This is a genomic window from Sulfitobacter sp. HI0027 (genome assembly GCF_001634775.1).
Classification (GTDB): Bacteria; Pseudomonadota; Alphaproteobacteria; order Rhodobacterales; family Rhodobacteraceae; genus Sulfitobacter.
In genome coordinates, this window is record NZ_LWER01000046.1 from 12,730 (window position 1) to 31,075 (window position 18,346).

The window sequence follows — 18,346 nt, forward strand, 5'->3', positions numbered from 1 at the left end:
AAGACGCCGAGATGTCCCAACCGCGCCCGGCCACCCGCATGCCCCCCCAGACCGACAAGCCGCGGCGCTTCGTCTTTGTGCTGTTGGAGAATTTCACTCTGCTGAGCTTTGCCTCCGCTGTGGAATGCCTGCGTATCACCAACCGCATGCTCGAACGCGAGGTCTACCAATGGCAGGCCGTGGGCGAAAGCGGTGAGGCCTGCACAAGCTCGGCCGGCGCGGTCTTTGCGCTTGATGGCGGGCTAGAGGAATTGGGCCGTGACGACACGATTGTGATCTGCGGCGGCCTCGACGTACAGGCGGCGACTACCAAGAAACTGTTGGCTTGGTTGCGCCGCGAGGCCCGCAAAGGGTTGGTGGTGGGCGGCCTGTGCACCGCAGCGCACACGCTGGCCAAGGCCGGGCTGCTGGATGGCAAACGCGCAACGATCCATTGGGAGAATCAAGACAGCTTTGGCGAGGAATTCGAAGAGGTTATCCTGACGAAATCGGTTTTCGTGGTGGACGGCAACCGGTTGACCACGGCGGGCGGCACCTCGTCTCTGGATTTGATGCTGAAACTCATCGCCGATGATCACGGCGAAGAAACAGCCAATGCCGTGGCGGACCAGCTGATCTATTCGTCGATCCGCACGGACCAAGACACGCAGCGCCTGTCGGTACCGACACGAATCGGCGTACGTCATCCCAAGCTTAGCCAAGTCATCCAGCAGATGGAGCGCAATATCGAAGAGCCGATCAGCCCCTCGATCCTTGCGCGCGATGTCGGCATGTCGACCCGCCAGTTGGAGCGGCTGTTCCGCCGCTACCTGAACCGCAGCCCCAAACGCTATTACATGGAACTGCGGCTGCAAAAGGCGCGTAACCTGTTGATGCAGACGGATATGAGCGTGATCAACGTGGCGCTGGCCTGCGGCTTTGCTTCGCCCTCGCATTTCTCCAAATGCTACCGGGCGCATTATCAGACCACGCCCTATCGCGAGCGGGGCAGCCAATCCACCCGGCAGCCCGCCTGAGGGTCAAGGCGTCATCCGGTAGACGGTGCCATTGCCCTCTGAGATGAACCAGATCGCCCCTTCGGGGCCTTCGACGACATCGCGCACGCGGGCAGTCTCGGCGGTTTTGATCTGCTGGACCTCTTCCAGCGGGTCACCACTTAGCCGGGCGATATAGTCGAACTTGAGCGAGCCTACGAAGAAATCGCCTTTCCACTCGGGGAATTGCGCGCCGGAGTAGACCACCAGCCCCGCAGGCGCGATAGAGGGATCCCAGTAGAATTCGGGCTGCGCCATCCCCTCTTTCGAGGTGCCCTCACCGATCTTCGCACCCGAATAATGCTCCCCGTAGGAAATTACCGGCCAGCCGTAGTTCGTGCCCTTGGTGATGCGGTTCACCTCGTCGCCGCCCTTGGCCCCATGTTCCGACACCCAAAGCCGCCCTTCCAGATCCAGCCCCGCGCCTTGCGGGTTGCGGTGGCCGTAGGACCAGATCTCGGGCAGCACATCGGGCATATCGACAAAGGGATTGTCGTCGGGCACCGAACCGTCGCGGTTCACGCGGATGATGCTGCCGTTATGGGTGCTGCGGTCTTGGGCTGCGGGGCGATCGCCACGTTCGCCAATGGTCACCAGCAGCGTGCCATCCGGCGCCTCGACCACGCGAGAGCCGAAGTGCTGCCCGCCGCTGCTGCCCGGTTTCATGGCGAAAAGCTCGGTCAAGTTTTCCAGACTACGGGCATCTTCCGACAGGCGCGCGCTGGCCAAAGCGGTGCCCGCGCCGCCGCCTTCTTGGGGTTTGGCATAGGTCAGGAACAACAGGCGGCTCTGCGCGAAATCCTCGGCCAGGGTGATGTCCAACAGACCGCCCTGCCCGACCACGGCCACCTCGGGCAGGCCCGACACCTCATGCCGTGCGCCGTCTTTTTGGTAGATCAGCCGCCCGGCTTTCTCGGTGACCAACAGGCCGCCGTCGGGCATGGGGGCGATGCCCCAAGGCGCCTCTAGACCCTCGGCTATGGGGGTGATCGTCAGGCTGCTCTGGGCGCTTACCGCGCCTGCGGCGCAGAGGCTGCTAAGGCCGATTAAAGTGGCGGTTGCAAATTGTTTGGCGGATGTCATGGGCAGGCTCCTTTGGGCATGGGGGCTTGGAACAAGACATAGCCAGCAAGCGGCCCATTTCCAGCATTCCACTCGGCACACGCGAAAAGCCGCCCGCGCAGACCGCGTGATAAATCGCCTTTTCTTTTTCGAAACCACGACCTAACGTTCGATCAGAACGAGAGTTCAACTAAGGGAGAGTACCAAATGAAAAAAATATTGATGGCCACAACGGCCGTAGCTTTGCTCGCCACCGGCGCGCATGCAGAAGACACAAAAATCGGCATTCTGCTGGGCTTCACCGGCCCGCTGGAATCGCTGGCCAATGACATGGCCGCCGGTGCTGAACTGGCGATTTCCGAAGTTAACGAGAGCGGCATGTTCCTCGACGGGGCCACCGTTTCGTCCGAGCGTGGCGACACCGGCTGCATCGACGCGGGCCTTGCCGTGGCATCGGCTGAGCGTCTGATCACCTCTGATCGCGTCAGCGGTATTGTGGGCGGCATGTGCTCGGGCGAGACGACAGCCTCGCTGCAGAACGTCGCCATTCCGAACGGCATCGTGATGATCTCGCCATCGGCGACTTCGCCTGCTCTGTCGACCGTCGAAGACAACGGCCTGTTCTTCCGCACATCGCCGTCGGACGCGCGTCAGGGTCAGGTCATGGCCGACATCTTGAACGACCGTGGCATCAAAGAAGTCGCCGTCACCTATACCAACAACGACTATGGTAAAGGTCTGGCCGACAGCTTTGAAACCGCGTTTAAGGAATCCGGCGGCACTGTCACCATCAACACATCGCATGAAGACGGCAAAGCGGACTATTCCGCCGAAGTCGGCGCGCTGGCCTCTGCCGGTGGTGAAGTGCTGATCGTGGCCGGATACGTCGACCAAGGCGGTGCGGGCATCGTGAACGGCGCGCTAGACGCAGGCGCGTTCGACACCTTCATGTTCCCCGACGGCATGGTCTCCGACACGCTGGAAGAGAAATTCGCCGAGATCGCGGATGGTTCTTTCGGTCAGAATCCAAGCGCCTCTGGCGAAGGCCCCGACAACTATAAGAAGATGGGCGAAGAAGCCGGTTTCGAGCCGACCAACGCCTTCTCGCCCGAAGCCTATGACGCGGCGGCTCTGATGCTGCTGGCGATGCAGGCCGCAGGGTCCAACGATCCGGCGATGTACAAAGAAAAAGTGATGGATGTCGCCAACGCACCGGGCGAAAAAATCCTGCCGGGTGAGCTGGGCAAAGCGCTGCAGATCATCAAAGACGGCGGCGATGTTGACTATGTCGGTGCGTCGGCGGTTGAGCTGATCGGACCGGGTGAAAGCGCGGGCAGCTACCGTGAGATCGAAATGAAAGACGGTAAGATGGTGACGGTCGGCTACCGCTGATCTAAGCTTCGTCTGAAACACTTGCAGGGGCCCGGTTGCATCGCGATCGGGCCTTTTGCTTTGGAAATCGGCTTTTATTCCGCGCGGGCAGCCAGTACAAAACGCCTATTGAGGACGTGGAAAACACGTCCCGTCTGGGAGGACAGGATGAAAAAGCAACAGATGGCCGTGCCGGTCAGGGCTCTGAGCATGTATCTTGCTGAGTGTGATTTCGGCAATGCTGCGCGATCTGCCTTTAACGAGGCAGCGGCAAACTTTCTTCATAAAAGGACCGCAGCGGTCCCTTCCAAGAATCTCAGCAGACTGTAAACAGGTGAGGCGGCGCGGATATGCGCGGCCCACCGCAAGACGACCAATAAAAACCAGCCACAAGGTGGCGGACACGGGGATGGACATATGATCGTCGTAGACGACGTACACAAACACTTCGGCGGGTTTCACGCCGTCGACGGGGCAAGCCTGTCGATTGAAAAGGGATCGATCACCGGATTGATCGGCCCCAATGGCGCGGGGAAAACCACGCTGTTCAACGTTATCGCAGGCGTGCTGCAGCCCACTTCGGGCCGGGTCACCATGGACGGTGAAGACATCACCGGCCTGCCCCCGCATGAGCTGTTCCATAAAGGGCTGCTGCGCACCTTCCAGATTGCGCATGAATTTTCGTCGATGTCATGCCGTGAGAACCTGATGATGGTGCCGGGCAACCAGTCGGGCGAAACACTGTGGAACACATGGTTCGGTACCAAGCGCATCGCCGATGAGGAACGCGCACTGAAAGCCAAGGCCGATGAGGTGCTGGAATTCCTGACCATCGAACATCTGTCCGAGCAAAAGGCCGGTCAGATCTCGGGCGGCCAGAAAAAGCTGCTGGAACTGGGCCGCACCATGATGGTGGATGCCAAGATCGTCTTTCTGGATGAGGTCGGCGCGGGTGTGAACCGGACGCTGCTCAACACCATCGGTGACGCGATCATCCGTCTGAACCAAGAACGCAATTACACATTCGTCGTCATCGAGCATGACATGGATTTCATTGGCCGCCTTTGCGACCCGGTGATCTGCATGGCCGAAGGTCACGTGCTGGCCGAAGGCACGCTCGATGAGATCAAGGCGAACGAGCAGGTGATCGAGGCCTATCTCGGCACCGGCCTGAAGAACAAGGACAAGGTAGGCGCATGAGCAATGATCCCTACGGCGACCGCGGCAACAAAGATTGGTCGGTCGGCAACGCAAAGGGCCAAGGCAGCATCATGCCCAAGGCCAGCGGCAAAACTCACCCCGCCCCCGGCGGCCCCTTTCTGATCGGCGACAGCATGACCGCCGGATACGGCGCGGGCCCCGACATTCTGCATGACTGCACCATCGCAGTGGATCGCGGCGAAATCGCCGTGATCGTCGGCCCCAATGGTGCGGGCAAATCCACTGGTATGAAGGCGGTCTTTGGCATGCTCGACATGCGCAAAGGCCATGTGCGGCTGGATGGGGAGGATATCACCAATCTCAGCCCGCAAGACCGGGTGGCCAAGGGCATGGGCTTTGTCCCCCAGACCTCAAACATCTTTACCTCGATGACGGTCGAAGAGAATCTAGAGATGGGGGCCTTCATCCGCCGTGACGATTTCTGCGATACGATGGCGCAGGTCTATGACCTCTTCCCGATCCTCAAGGAAAAACGCAATCAGGCAGCGGGCGAACTGTCGGGCGGTCAACGCCAGCAGGTCGCCGTGGGCCGGGCGCTGATGACCCAACCTAAGGTCTTGATGCTGGATGAGCCGACAGCGGGTGTCTCGCCCATCGTGATGGACGAACTCTTTGACCGGATCATCGAGGTGGCCCGCACCGGCATCCCGATCCTGATGGTCGAACAGAACGCCCGTCAGGCGCTTGAGATCGCGGACAAGGGCTATGTGCTTGTGCAGGGGGCAAACGCCTTTACCGGCACCGGCAAAGAGCTTCTGGCCGATCCTGAAGTCCGCAAATCGTTTCTAGGGGGCTGAACATGGATCTGCTCAACGCAATTATTGCACTTTCGAACTATGTGCTCATTCCGGGCATCGCCTATGGCTCGCAGCTGGCGCTTGGCGCGCTTGGGGTGACGCTGGTCTACGGCATCCTGCGGTTTTCCAACTTCGCCCATGGCGACACGATGGCCATGGGCACCATGGCGACGATCCTGATAACATGGCTGTTCCAGTCCATGGGTCTCAGCCTCGGCGTGCTGCCCACGGCGCTTCTGGCCCTGCCCTTCGGCATCGCCTTTGCCATGCTGCTGGTGCTGGGCACCGACAGGGTGGTCTATAAATTCTACCGCGAGCAAAAGGCCAAACCGGTGATCCTCGTGATCGTCTCGCTCGGCGTGACCTTCATCTACAACGGGATCACCCGCTTCATCATCGGCGCGGACGATCAGAACTTCCTCGACGGGCAGCGCTTCATCATGTCGGCGCGGGATTTCAAAGAGATGACCGGCCTGCGCGAAGGTCTGGCCTTCAAGACGACCCAAGGCATCACCATCATCACCGCGATCATCGTTGTGGCCGTGCTGTTCTGGTTCCTCAACAAGACCCGCGCGGGCAAATCCATGCGGGCCTATTCCGACAACGAGGATCTGGCGCTTTTGTCGGGCATCAACCCTGAGCGGGTGGTGATGATCACATGGATGATCGTGGCCGCACTCGCGACCATCGCGGGCACGCTTTACGGACTTGATAAGTCGTTCAAACCCTTCACCTATTTCCAACTTCTGTTGCCGATCTTCGCGGCGGCCATCGTCGGCGGGCTTGGCTCTCCGGTGGGGGCGATCGCGGGCGGTTTCGTGATCGCATTCAGCGAGGTTACGATCACCTATGCGTGGAAAAAGGTGCTGGGCTATGTGATGCCCGAAGGGCTGCAGCCTGACGGCTTGGTGCAGCTTATGAGCACGGATTACAAATTTGCGGTCAGCTTCGTCATTCTTCTGATCGTTCTGCTGATCAAGCCCACCGGCCTGTTCAAGGGGAAATCGGTATGACCCAGACTGTGAAAAACACGATCCTTTTCGGCATCATCGCCTTGATGATCATCTACACTGGCTTTGCCCAAAGCTGGAACTCTGCTCTGCTTATCATCGCCATGGGCCTGATCTCTTCGATCATGGCGCTTGGGGTGAACCTGCAATGGGGCTTTGCGGGGCTGTTCAACGTCGGCGTCATGGGCTTTGTTGCCTTGGGCGGTCTGGCGGCTGTACTGGTCTCCATGCCCCCGACCGAGGGCGCTTGGTCTACCGGTGGATTCGCCATTCTGGGGGCGCTGGCCCTTGGGGCGGGCACCGTGGTGGCGGCGGTCATGCTGATGAAACGCATGGCCCCCGGCACGGCGCGCACCCTTGCGGTGATCGCGGTGTTGGTCATCGGTTTTTTCATCTTCCGCGCCCTGCTTGATCCTGCGGTTGAGGCGGTCGAGGCGATCAATCCCGCGCAGACCGGCTATCTTGGTGGTCTTGGCCTGCCGGTGCTGATCTCTTGGCCCGTGGGTGGTCTCTTTGCTGCGGGGGCGGCTTGGCTCATCGGTAAGACGGCGCTTGGCCTGCGGTCGGACTATCTGGCGATTGCCACGCTGGGGATTGCCGAGATCATCATCGCGGTGCTGAAAAACGAAGACTGGATGAGCCGCGGCGTGAAAAACGTGATCGGCCTGCCCCGTCCGGTGCCCTATGAGATCGATCTGCAGAACAGCACCTCCTTTGTGGAACGCGCCGCCGGCTTCGGGTTTGACCCGGTGGAGGCTTCGACGCTTTGGGTCAAACTGCTTTATATCGCGCTTTTCGCGGTGGTTCTGATCCTTTTGCTGTGGATGAGCCAGCGTGCCCTGCATTCCCCTTGGGGCCGGATGCTGCGGGCAATCCGAGACAACGAAGTCGCGGCCGAAGCCATGGGCAAGGATGTGACCGCGCGGCATCTGCAGGTCTTCATCCTCGGCTCTGCCATTTGCGGCATCGCGGGTGCGATGATGACCACGATGGACAGCCAGTTGACACCGGGCACCTATCAGCCGCTGCGCTTTACCTTCCTTATCTGGGTGATGGTGATCGTTGGCGGGTCGGGCAACAACTTCGGCGCGATCTTGGGTGGTTTCCTGATCTGGTTCCTCTGGGTGCAGGTCGAACCGATGGGTCTGTGGCTGATGAGCCTGATCACCGCTGGCATGTCCGAAGGCTCGGCATTGAAGGCGCATCTGATCGAAAGCGCCGCGCATATGCGGCTGTTGACCATGGGCATCGTGCTTCTGCTGGTGCTACGCTTCAGCCCACGCGGGTTGATCCCCGAGCGGTAAACTGTGGGTGAGATCACCTGATATAAGAGGGGCGCGGTATTGCTACCGCGCCCCTTTTTGGTCTGTCCACCTTCTCAGCGCCCTTTGAACAAACCGCCCAAGATGCCGCGTACGATACGGCGCCCGGTGGTGCCTTTCAGTTCCTTGATCACCGCGCTTGCGATGGCATCGCCAAATCCGTCCGAAGCCTTGCGGCCCGATCGGCTGCCGCCGCCGCTGCGAGCTCCGCCATAGCGGCGGGCTTTTTGAAACTCGCGGGCTGCTTCATCCTCTGCCTCGGCGGCGGCTTCGACTTTCTCGGCCTCTTTGGCGGCCGCCTCCGCGCGGGCCTTCAGCATCTCATAGGCCGAGTTGCGGTCTTGAACGGTCTCGTATTTCCCCGCCAGATCGGACTCCGCCAGCACCGCCGCACGCTCTGCCACCGTGATTGGCCCCAGCCGGGAAGACGGCGGGCGGATCAAGGTGCGCTCCACCACGCCCGGCACGCCCTTGCGTTGCAGCATAGAGGTCACCGCCTCGCCCACGCCGACCTCGCGGATCGCCTCTTCGGTGTCGAAACGCGGGTTTTCGCGGTAGGTCTCAGCAGCTTGGCGCAGTTCCTTACGGTCGCGCGCCGTAAAAGCGCGCAGCGCGTGTTGGATGCGGTTGCCAAGCTGGCCCAAGATATCGTCGGGCACGTCGGCGGGGTTTTGGGTGACAAAATAGACGCCGACCCCCTTGGAGCGGATCAGGCGTGCCACCTGCTCTACCTTGTCGACCAGCGCCTTGGGCGCGTCGTCAAACAGCAGATGCGCTTCGTCGAAGAAGAACACGAGCTTCGGTTTGTCGGGGTCGCCGACCTCGGGCAGTTCTTCGAAAAGCTCGGACATGAGCAACAGCAGGAAGGTGGCATAGAGCTTGGGCGAGGCCATGAGCTTGTCGGCGGCGAGGATGTTGATCCGTCCGCGGCCATCGGCATCGCAGCGCATCAGGTCCGACAGCGCCAGCGCCGGTTCGCCGAACAACTGCGCGCCGCCTTGGTTCTCCAGCACCAACAGCCGCCGCTGGATCGTGCCCGCCGACGCGGTCGAGACATTGCCATAGCGCAGCGCCAAGTCCTTTGCATTCTCGCCCACCCAGACCAGCAGGGATTGCAGGTCTTTCAGGTCCAAAAGGGGCATCCCCTCTTCGTCGGCCACGCGAAAGGCGATGTTCAGGATGCCCTCCTGCGCCTCGGAAAGGCTGAGCAATTGGGCGATCAGCAGCGGGCCCATCTCGGAAACGGTGGTGCGAACGGGGTGGCCCTGCTGCCCAAAAAGATCCCAAAAAGTCACCGGAAAGGATTGATAGGCATAGTCGTCAAAGCCGATCTTTGCCGCGCGTTCGGTGAAGGGGACATGCAGTTTGGCGGTCTCGCTTCCCGCGACTGCAAGGCCGGACAGATCGCCTTTCACATCCGACAGAAACACCGGCACCCCGGCATTGGCAAAGCCCTCGGCAAGGATTTGCAGCGTCACCGTCTTGCCCGTGCCCGTCGCCCCCGCGATCAGCCCGTGGCGGTTGGCATAGCTAAGATCGAGGAATTGCTTGGTCGCATGGTCGGGACCGCCGCCGCCGATAAAGATGTCACTGCTCACGCTGGGGCCTTTCTGTCAAATTTAGCCATTCGTCCGTTCCACTAGAGCATACAAACTTAACCTTTGCGCGCCATAGTGAAGGCACCCCGCCCGCATGTCCTTCTTTCGGGTGGGTGTACTTCCTCCCTGTTAGACTTGGCCGCGCCCTCGGGTGCGGCCCTTTTTCTGCCAAGGACTGTCGCGAGCCCCTGACAGATTGTCGCATTTTTCCTGTTGACCGGCATCATCTGCTTGCCTAACGTGGCATTAATAAGTCGGCCCAGTCCGACGGGGAGAAAGTACACGGAAAGGGGGCGCGCTGCGTCCCCTTTTGCATTTGTGCCGCCTAAACCCCTGAGAACGTAGGGAAACCGCCCCCGCTCAGGTCGGCATGAAATTGCCCGAACCATGATTGAAATGCGGCCATGGCCACTGACAATCCCGCGGCGGCGTGGTAAGGGGCGGTAACGCAACAAATGTGGATATGACATGAGCAAGTTTATGACCGCCCTGCCGCTTTGTGCAGCGCTTGCACTGACGGCCCCAATGACGGCTTTGGCCCAGACCGCTACGGAAGAACAGCCTGCCCAGACCGAAGAGCAGCAGCTCCAGCCCGGCACCAGCGGCAATGCGGCTCAGATCGAAGAACAGCTGAGCCTTGGCGAAGATGCGGACAAAGACCCCGAACTGGGCAAGCCCTACACCAAGAAAGAGATCGGCTCTTGGGAAATGCGCTGCATCAAGACCGAGGAAGAGGTCGACCCCTGCCAGATGTACCAGCTCCTTGCTGATGGCGAAGGCGCGCCGGTTGCCGAAGTCTCGCTTTTCCGTCTGCCTGATGGTGGTCAGGCCAAAGCCGGTGCCACGGTTGTTGTCCCGCTTGAGACCGCCCTGCCCGCACAGCTGACCCTGTCGGTCGATGGTGGCAAGGCCCGCCGCTACCCCTACGCTTTCTGCAATCCGGTGGGCTGCTATGTGCGCATGGGTCTGACCGATGCCGATATCGGTGCTTTCAAACGCGGCAAGCAAGCGGTGCTGACCATTGTGCCCGCGCTGGCCCCGGATCAAAAAGTGAATCTCACACTCTCGCTCGATGGGTTCACCGCTGGCTATGATGAAGTTTCGGTGATCGAGCAGTAAGACCTGCCTGATTTTACGGATTTAGATGCCGTTCCCGGCTTCGGGGGCGGCATTTTCTTTGGCCGTGCGTGGATCAAGTGCGGCGCAGGGCCAGCACAGCGTTCATCCCGCCAAAGGCGAAGGCATTGCTGAGCGCCACATTGACCTGCGCCGCGCGAGCCTCATTCGGCACCACATCCAGCGCGCATTCAGGATCGGGTTCTTCATAGCCGATGGTGGGGGCGATCACCCCATCGCGTAGCGCCATGATACAGGCCAAAAGCTCAACCGCGCCGGTGCCGCCGATGACATGGCCGTGCATCGACTTGGTGGAGGAAATCATCAAGCGATCCGCATGGGTGCCGAAAACATCCGCCACGGCGGCGCATTCGGTTTTGTCGTTGGCCGCCGTCCCGGTGCCATGAGCATTGATATAGCCGACCTCTTCGCGGTTGATCCCCGCATCCTGCAGCGCACCCTGCATGGCCCGCCCGGCCCCGGCCTTGGAGGGCATGACGATGTCGCTGGCATCCGACGTCATGGCGAACCCTGCAACCTCGCAAAGGATTTCGGCCCCCCGTGCCCGCGCGTGGTCATAGTCTTCGAAGACAAAGACCCCCGCGCCCTCGCCTTGCACCATCCCATTGCGGTTGGCCGAGAAGGGCCTGCACGCATCGCGGCTCATCACGCGCAGCCCTTCCCACGCCTTAACACCGCCGAAGCACAGCATCGATTCCGATCCCCCCGTCACCATCACCGGGCTCATGCCAGAGCGGACCATCGCGAAAGCCTGCGCCATTGCGTGGTTAGACGAGGCGCAAGCGGTCGACACGGTAAAGGACGGGCCGCGCAGGTTCCATTCCATGCTGACATGGCTCGCCGCAGCATTGTTCATCAGCTTGGGCACCACGAAGGGATGCACCCGGTTTTTGCCCTCTTCATAGACCGCGCGGTAGTTATCGTCCCACGTCGACACGCCACCGCCCGCCGTGCCCAGCACCACACCGGCGCGGGCGGCCAACTCATCGGTGAAAGTCAGCCCCGACTGCTCAATAGCTTCACGGGCTGCGGCGAGGGTAAATTGCGTGAACCGATCGTAAAGCGCGATCTGCTGGCGGTTGTAGCGCCCTTCGGCCTCAAACCCGCGCACCTGACCGCCGATGCGGATGGCCAGCCGCTCCACATCGCGGAACTCAAGCGGGCCGATGCCGCATTTGCCTTCGCGCATCGCGGCCAGTGTCTGTGGCACCGACAGGCCCAGAGCGTTGATCGTGCCGGCACCTGTGATGACAACTCTTTTCATGGGCTCAGCTCTGTTCGGCCTTTAGCCGTTCCACCCCGGCGACGATGCTGCGCACTGTCGAGATGTCGAAATCGCTCTCGCTGGGGCTGTTGGCATTGAAGGGCACGTTGATGTCGAATGTCTCTTCTATGGCGAAAATGCATTCGACAACCCCCATGCTGTCGATGCCCAGATCCTCCAGCGTGCTGTCGAGCGTGACATCCTCCGGCTCAATCATGGCCTGTTCGGCGAGGATGGTAATGACCTGATCCTGAGTGCTCATGGCTGCGTCCCTCAACAATGTCCGCGGCAGGTTTAGTCAGCCTTGTCGGCTTTGGAAACCACCTTTTGCAGGGCCGCGACATCACGCAGCAGTTTGGGCAAACGGCGCAGTGCTTTGTAGATTTCGGTTTGTTTGCTCATCTGCGTGGCGGGGTAGCCCAGCATGGTGCGCCCCTCGGGCACGTTGGACAACACGATCGTCCCGCCGCCCGCGATCACCCGGTCGCCAATCGTGATGTTATCGGCCAAACCGACCTGCCCGCCCAGCACAACATTGTCGCCCACGCGGGTCGAACCGCCAACACCGGCCTGCCCGCAAAGCAGACAGTTTTTACCGATCACCGCGTTGTGGCCGATGTGCACTAGGTTGTCGATTTTCGTGCCATCGCCCACGCGGGTGTCGCGGATGGTGCCATTGTCGATGGTGGAGCCCATGCCCATCTCAACATCCGCGCCGATGGTCACAGCGCCGAGCGAATGAATGCGGGTCCAAGGTTGTGGTGCCGCGTCGCCCTGATCGCCCAAGGTTTGCCGCGCGCTTTCCACGGTAGAAAGCTCAGCCGTCACGAAAGAGAAACCGTCGCCGCCCAAGCGCACGCCTGATTGTGCGATGAAGCGTGGACCGATGGTGACGCGCGCGCCGATGCTGACGTGTTCACGAAGGAAAGAGCCTTCGCCCAATGCCGCATCAACGCCGACAAAACACAGGGGCCCGATCACGCTACCCGCGCCAATCCGCGCCCCGGCAGAGATCACCGCCAGCGGCCCGACCGAGACATCATCGCCAAGCACGGCCTCGGGGTCGATCACGGCTGTAGGATGGATGCCCGGCTTGAACCCCTGCCCTTTGTCGAGCATGCGCGTCACACCGGAAAGCGCATAGCGCGGACGGTTCGGCAAGATTGCCGCCTTGAGACCCAGAGCCCGCCAATCCGCGCCTTCCCAGAGCATCGCCACCTCGGCGGCACCCTCAGAAAGGCTGCTGGCATAGCGCGGGTCCATCGCCAGCGCCATCTCACCCTGTTTGGTGCTGGCCGGTTCGGCAACGCCGCTGACCATGAGTTCGATGTCACCCTCGGCGGTGGCGCCGACGGCTTTGGCGATTTGCTGAACACTATAGGTCATTTCGGGCGGCCCTTACTTGTTGCGCGCCCGAGAGTTACCCCTGAACGCCGCGCAAGGCCACCCCCGCCTTGGCCAGCGCGTTCCAGATCAGCGCATCCCGGCCATAGACGTCATCGCGGTATTCGGTGTGACCACGGGCGTTGGTGACGGCGGTGCGGTAGATCAGATGCACAGGCACTTGCTCTTCCAAGACGATCCGTGTTTCGCGGCCACTGCGCAGAATGGCTTGGAACTCGCCTTCGGGATCCGCAGACTGCGGAGCCATCAACGCATAGGCAAATTCAAACGGTTCGGCCAAACGGACACAGCCATGGCTGAAGGCGCGAACGTCGCGGTCAAACAGGCTCTTGGCCGGGGTGTCATGCAGGTAGATGTTGTACTTGTTGGGGAACATGAATTTCACCAGACCCAGAGCATTGGTGTTGCTGGGCGGCTGGCGCATGGCAAAGGGGAAGGTCCGCGCGGTATATTTGTTGAAGTTCACCGCGCCGCGGTTCACCTTGCGGCCCCGGCTGTCGGTGATCTCGATATGGTTCACCGCATTACGGTTCTGCTTGAGCTGCGGCAGGTATTCCCCAACAATGATTGAACGCGGCACATACCAGCTTGGGTTCACGACCATATGCTCCATCACGTCCGAAAATTCCGGCGTCGGGCGGTCTTCGCGGGCGGCCCCCACGACCGAACGGGTCTGGAAGGTGGTTTTGCCATCGTCGATGATCTTGGCCGAGAAATCGGGGATGTTCACAAGGATATGACGTTTGCCGCGGTCGGTGTTGAACCACCGCTCGCGCTCCAGCGCCACCATGACCGATTGCAGCCGCTGCTCTACACCGATGTTGATCTGCTTCATCGTGGCCGGACCTGCGACGCCATCAGTGTTCAGCCCGTGCGCCTCTTGAAACTGGCGCACGGCATCGGTGAGGCTGGCGTCATAGCCAACGGCGTTGGACCGCTCCAGGTAGCCCATGGCGATAAGACGGTTGCGCAGTGCGATCACGTCATTGCCAGTATCGCCCGGCTCAAGCTTGCCTGCGGGAACCGATGGGCCCCAGCCGCCCTGCGACAGCAGCTTTTCCATCGCGATTTTCTCTTTGAGCAGCGCATTATACTCAAGGCTGCGCGGCGGCAGCGCGCGGAAATAAGCGGCGGGAGAGGATTTGGGCAGGTCTTGCAGATAGGTCTTGCGGTCACGGTAAGGGATTTCACGCACGATCTGGCTGATGATCCGCTTGGGGATCAGCACGCCGGTCTGTATGTCGCGGGCGTAGCGCAGGAAGACGCGGCTCAGTTCAACTTCGGCGAATCCCCGGTCGCGCGGGCTCTGCGCGTTGCGCAGCATGTCCAGAACGGCATCGGGGTTATAGCGCGTCACCGGCAGGCCGTGGTCATCCGCCGTGGTGATCGCCCGCAGCAATTCCGAACGGCGCGCGCGGTGTTCCTCGGCGGCACCGGTCCAGATCGCGGCGTAGTCATTTTCGCGGTAGAAGGCAGCGATGTCATCATCCTGCGCGGCAGCCTCGGCGACCGCCTGCTTGAAAGCGGTGACCTGCGCCGTGGCGGGCGCGGCAAAGATCAACGCCGTGATCATCAGGGCCAGCCCCGCGATTAGATTGGGCAGATGCCGTGAAGATGTCGCGCTGAATCCCATGTCGTTCCCCGTGAATTTACCATTGCCGCCGAGCGACCCTATTGCCTGCCCGGTTTGCCAATAATAAGACGCGCAAGTCCATTCAAATTTCCGTTCGCAGGAAAATCTGGTTTTGATCTGTGCGCATCGGGCATCGGTTTTCCCTGTAAACATTGGGTTTTTTAACCACATTGCGCAAAAACTTGCCTAAATTTGTACCTCTCGGGAACCTTTCCGATTCAGCCCTTGGTCAGATTTTCCCGCTATGCAATAACAATGTTGCATCTGGGGATGAGATGAATGGCCCATGTAACATCTTGGGTAACTTAGGCAGACGACGGGACAGAGACACATGACAGGCACAAGCTCCTCGGGTATGACCCGACGCGCCCTTCTGGGTGCATTCGCAGCAACCACCGTTGCAGCAGCTCCCACCTTCTCTAACGCGGCAGGTTTTCTGCGTGGCGCTGGCGATATTCGCCGCATCCGCATGTTTTCCGGTCGCACAGGCGAACGGCTGGACATGATCTATTGGATCGAAGGTCACTATATCAAAGACGCCTTTGCCGAGATCAACCACTTTATGCGCGATTGGCGGACGGATGAGGTCACCAACATGGACCTGCGTACCGTCGACATCATGGCCGCGTCGCATAACCTGCTCGATGTGAATGAGCCCTATATGCTTCTGTCCGGCTACCGCAGCCCAAAGACCAACGCGATGTTGCGCTCCCGCTCTAGCGGTGTGGCCAAGAACTCGCTGCACCTTAAAGGTCAGGCCGCTGACCTGCGCCTCGCATCGCGCTCGGTGCATCAGGTGGCCCGTGCGGCGATTGCCTGCGGCGGCGGCGGTGTTGGGCGCTATTCCGGCTCCAACTTCACCCATATGGACTGCGGCTCGGTGCGCAGCTGGGGCGGCTGATCGCAGCCTCTCCGGTGAAATGAGTGGTTTGTTAAGGGCGCCTTCGGGTGCCTTTTTTGTAGCGCGCTTTTGTTGCGCGCGGGCTTTCCCCTGCCATGGCGCGCCTCTACGGTCGCGCTGGAATAAGATCGGGGAGCGACATGCAGCCAAAGGGTACAGCGCGAATTGCGGTGATCGGATTCGGGCCACGGGGCCTTGGCGCGTTGGAGGCCCTGTCACAGCGCCTCAAGTCCACCGACCGCCGCGTGCAGATCGATATTTACGAGCCCGGCCCCTACCCCGGCGCCGGACCAAACTTCGCCCCATCAGAGCCGGCCTATTGTCTGCTCAACATCCCATACCGCGATATCGCCATCCGGCCGCCGCAAGGAACGACCGTGGGGCGCTTTGCGGAGTGGCAAGACCAGCCCATCGATCCCGACAGTTTCCCATCCCGCGCCGATATGGGCCGCTACCTTAATGCGCGTTGGGACGATCTTTTTGCGCAGGGTTTTAAGAAAACCGGCGCGACTCTCAGGCTGATCCCGGCCCAAGTCTCGCGGATCTCGCGGAAAGGCTCGGGCTGGCGTGTCGAATCGAAGTCCGGCGCGGAGGCAGTTTATAACGAAGTCCTTCTCACCCTCGGCCAGCCGCCCGTAGAGGCGGACGCGCAATGGGCCGGATGGCAAGATCATGCGGCGCAGACCAAGGCGGAGGTCGCGCAGGCCTATCCTGCGGCAGCGCTCGCTGAACAGGCGGCGGGCTGGCAGGGCAAACAGGTCGCCATCCGGGGCTTGGGTCTGTCAACCTATGACGTGTTGCGCAGCCTGACCACGGCGCAGGGCGGCGGTTTCGATCCGGCGGGCTATCACGCCTCGGGCGGGGAGCCGAGCCGCATTCTGCCCTTCTCGCTCAACGGTCAGCCGCCCTTCCCCAAACCGGGGAATGCCGCCCTCGACGCGCTTTTCGAGCCATTACCGGAGGAGACCGCCCATTTCATCCAAGCCGCCACGGCAGCGGTCAGCGCGGGGCCTGAGGTGGCACCCTCGCTTATCTCAGGGGCCATGGTGCCCGTGGTGGCCCGCATCCTTGGGCCGCAGAATGTGAGCGAGGCGGAGGTCGCGGAGTGGCTGGAAACGGAATGGTCAGACCCCGGCGCGCAGGACCGTCTGCCCCCAATGGACGCCCTGCGCTATGGGATAGACCTGGCCGCCGGAGAGGTCGCGCCAAGCCCGGGCTACGCGCTAGGGCAGGTTTGGCGCAAATGGCAGGATCAATGGCGCGCGGCCTTCAATCCGGGCCACGCAACCCCGGAGACGGCAAAGCGGTTGATAGACTTCGACGAGGGGCTAAAGCGGTATTCTTACGGGCCGCCCCTGTCCTCGGCGCGAGAAATGTTGGCCCTTATCGACGCGGGATTGGCTGATCTGGCGCTCACCACGAACCCCGAAATTGCGGAGACAGAGCAAGGTTGGACCCTCCGCTCTCAAGGCCGGGAGGCGAAAGTCTCCGTTATTATCGACGCGGTGCTTCCCGCGCCGGTCCTCTCCAACATCAAGGGCCTGCCCCTGCCCAACCTTATCACGCAGGGTTTCCTCGCGCCAGTTTCAACCGATCTGGCCGCGGCGATTGCGCCCGACGGCACCCTATGTGACCAAGGCGGAAACCCCGTTCCCGGCCTGTGTCTATTGGGCCGTTTGGCGCTTGGCAGCGTGACGGCGGTGGATTCGTTGCATGATTGTTTTGGCCAATCTGCCGACCGTTGGGCGCAGGGCGTGATTGAAAGACTGTCGGCCTAAAGCGCTGTTGAAAAGCTACAACAGTTTGTGATCCCGTTATAATGATGGAACAGCCGGGCCCTGAAACGGTTTCCCCTTCAACACGAGATTGAAGAAAAGGGGAACGACGCAATGAGAAGACGACATTTCATCACCGGTATAGCAGCCAGCGGCGCAGCATTCAGCGGCGGCCTCGCCACGCCCGCATTGGCGCATCCGCCCAAGGAAATGCCGAACTATGATGTGCCGCCAGAGATGATGCCGCGCAAAGTGCCAATCGCGGCAGGCGCGCCGCCCTATGAGATCCACGTCGATCCCGATAACTTTGCGCTCTACTGGACGCTGCCCGACAATATGGCGTGGCGCTATACCGTGGGCGTCGGTCGCCCCGGTCTCTACGAATCCGGTGAGTTCTACGTGGGCGCCAAGAAGGAATGGCCAAGCTGGACCCCGACGCCGGATATGATCGACCGCGAACCGGAGAAATACGAGAAATACGCCGATGGTATGGATGGCGGTCTGGACAACCCGCTTGGGTCTCGCGGCCTCTACCTCTTTACCGAAGAGCGCGGCGACACCTTTCTGCGGATCCACGGCACCAACGATCCCAGCACGCTGGGCAAGCGCGTTTCCAACGGCTGCGCCCGTCTGGTGAACGACCAGATGGCTGAGCTTTATGACCGGGTACCGATGAACACCCGCGTGGTGCTTTACGAGCCACTGGTCTAAGCAATATCGCAGTACAAATCAAAAGCCCGGAGCGGAGAAAATCCGTTTCGGGCTTTTTTCTGTCGCCAAACCAACCCTAATGATTGAAACATTCTACACGCGCGGA

Annotated in this window: 16 protein-coding genes; 10 read left to right on the top strand and 6 right to left on the bottom strand. The window is 61.0% G+C overall.

Features of this window, described 5'->3' with window-relative positions; all coding sequences use genetic code 11:
• Window positions 1-11 precede the first annotated feature (11 nt).
• Window positions 12-1,016, top strand: a complete 1,005-nt coding sequence (locus A3722_RS02855) for a GlxA family transcriptional regulator (RefSeq protein ID WP_067628623.1) — start codon at window positions 12-14, stop codon at window positions 1,014-1,016.
• 3 nt (window positions 1,017-1,019) lie between these two features.
• Here A3722_RS02855 and A3722_RS02860 read toward each other — a convergent pair whose 3' ends face one another.
• Window positions 1,020-2,117: a PQQ-dependent sugar dehydrogenase gene (locus tag A3722_RS02860; RefSeq protein ID WP_067628624.1), complete on the bottom strand. Its 1,098-nt coding sequence runs from the start codon at window positions 2,115-2,117 to the stop codon at window positions 1,020-1,022.
• Window positions 2,118-2,303: 186 nt separating this feature from the next.
• Between A3722_RS02860 and A3722_RS02865 the strand changes: the two genes are divergently transcribed.
• The 5 genes from A3722_RS02865 (at window position 2,304) to A3722_RS02885 (ending at window position 7,799) form a co-directional block, all read left to right on the top strand.
• Complete coding sequence (locus A3722_RS02865; protein ID WP_067628630.1) at window positions 2,304-3,488, top strand: ABC transporter substrate-binding protein; 1,185 nt, start codon at window positions 2,304-2,306, stop codon at window positions 3,486-3,488.
• A gap of 396 nt (window positions 3,489-3,884) precedes the next feature.
• Complete coding sequence (locus A3722_RS02870; protein ID WP_067628634.1) at window positions 3,885-4,667, top strand: ABC transporter ATP-binding protein; 783 nt, start codon at window positions 3,885-3,887, stop codon at window positions 4,665-4,667.
• Complete coding sequence (locus A3722_RS02875) at window positions 4,664-5,485, top strand: ABC transporter ATP-binding protein (RefSeq protein WP_082849332.1); 822 nt, start codon at window positions 4,664-4,666, stop codon at window positions 5,483-5,485. The genes A3722_RS02870 and A3722_RS02875 overlap by 4 nt, the downstream gene beginning before the upstream one ends.
• A 2-nt stretch (window positions 5,486-5,487) precedes the next feature.
• A complete protein-coding gene (locus A3722_RS02880; RefSeq protein ID WP_067628635.1) occupies window positions 5,488-6,498 on the top strand; it encodes a branched-chain amino acid ABC transporter permease in 1,011 nt (336 codons plus the stop codon).
• Window positions 6,495-7,799 (top strand): branched-chain amino acid ABC transporter permease, encoded by a 1,305-nt coding sequence (locus tag A3722_RS02885; RefSeq protein ID WP_067628636.1) that lies wholly within the window; start codon window positions 6,495-6,497, stop codon window positions 7,797-7,799. The genes A3722_RS02880 and A3722_RS02885 overlap by 4 nt, the downstream gene beginning before the upstream one ends.
• A gap of 74 nt (window positions 7,800-7,873) precedes the next feature.
• Here A3722_RS02885 and A3722_RS02890 read toward each other — a convergent pair whose 3' ends face one another.
• Window positions 7,874-9,415, bottom strand: coding sequence for a helicase HerA-like domain-containing protein (locus A3722_RS02890; RefSeq protein WP_067628638.1), 1,542 nt, complete (start codon window positions 9,413-9,415; stop codon window positions 7,874-7,876).
• Window positions 9,416-9,883: 468 nt separating this feature from the next.
• Here A3722_RS02890 and A3722_RS02895 point away from each other — a divergent pair, with 468 nt between their 5' ends.
• A complete protein-coding gene (locus tag A3722_RS02895; RefSeq protein WP_067628641.1) occupies window positions 9,884-10,534 on the top strand; it encodes an invasion associated locus B family protein in 651 nt (216 codons plus the stop codon).
• A gap of 73 nt (window positions 10,535-10,607) precedes the next feature.
• Here A3722_RS02895 and A3722_RS02900 read toward each other — a convergent pair whose 3' ends face one another.
• The 4 genes from A3722_RS02900 to A3722_RS02915 are packed head-to-tail and all read right to left on the bottom strand — an operon-like array spanning window position 10,608 to window position 14,853.
• Complete coding sequence (locus tag A3722_RS02900; RefSeq protein WP_067628643.1) at window positions 10,608-11,816, bottom strand: beta-ketoacyl-[acyl-carrier-protein] synthase family protein; 1,209 nt, start codon at window positions 11,814-11,816, stop codon at window positions 10,608-10,610.
• A gap of 4 nt (window positions 11,817-11,820) precedes the next feature.
• Entirely contained in the window at window positions 11,821-12,078 is a 258-nt protein-coding gene (locus A3722_RS02905) for an acyl carrier protein (protein WP_067628645.1), read from the bottom strand.
• Between the two features lie 32 nt (window positions 12,079-12,110).
• Entirely contained in the window at window positions 12,111-13,202 is a 1,092-nt protein-coding gene (gene lpxD / locus A3722_RS02910) for a UDP-3-O-(3-hydroxymyristoyl)glucosamine N-acyltransferase (protein ID WP_067628647.1), read from the bottom strand.
• A gap of 34 nt (window positions 13,203-13,236) precedes the next feature.
• Window positions 13,237-14,853 carry a L,D-transpeptidase family protein gene (locus A3722_RS02915; protein ID WP_082849335.1) on the bottom strand — a complete coding sequence of 539 codons (1,617 nt, stop codon included), beginning with the start codon at window positions 14,851-14,853 and terminating at the stop codon, window positions 13,237-13,239.
• A 331-nt stretch (window positions 14,854-15,184) separates the two neighbouring features.
• Here A3722_RS02915 and A3722_RS02920 point away from each other — a divergent pair, with 331 nt between their 5' ends.
• The 3 genes from A3722_RS02920 (at window position 15,185) to A3722_RS02930 (ending at window position 18,240) form a co-directional block, all read left to right on the top strand.
• Window positions 15,185-15,754: a YcbK family protein gene (locus A3722_RS02920; protein ID WP_067628649.1), complete on the top strand. Its 570-nt coding sequence runs from the start codon at window positions 15,185-15,187 to the stop codon at window positions 15,752-15,754.
• 140 nt (window positions 15,755-15,894) lie between these two features.
• Window positions 15,895-17,532 (top strand): FAD/NAD(P)-binding protein, encoded by a 1,638-nt coding sequence (locus A3722_RS02925; protein WP_161487666.1) that lies wholly within the window; start codon window positions 15,895-15,897, stop codon window positions 17,530-17,532.
• A 111-nt stretch (window positions 17,533-17,643) separates the two neighbouring features.
• The gene (locus A3722_RS02930) at window positions 17,644-18,240 is read left to right on the top strand and encodes a L,D-transpeptidase (RefSeq protein ID WP_067628654.1); all 597 of its coding nucleotides are present in this window, start codon (window positions 17,644-17,646) and stop codon (window positions 18,238-18,240) included.
• The last annotated feature ends 106 nt before the right edge of the window (window positions 18,241-18,346 follow it).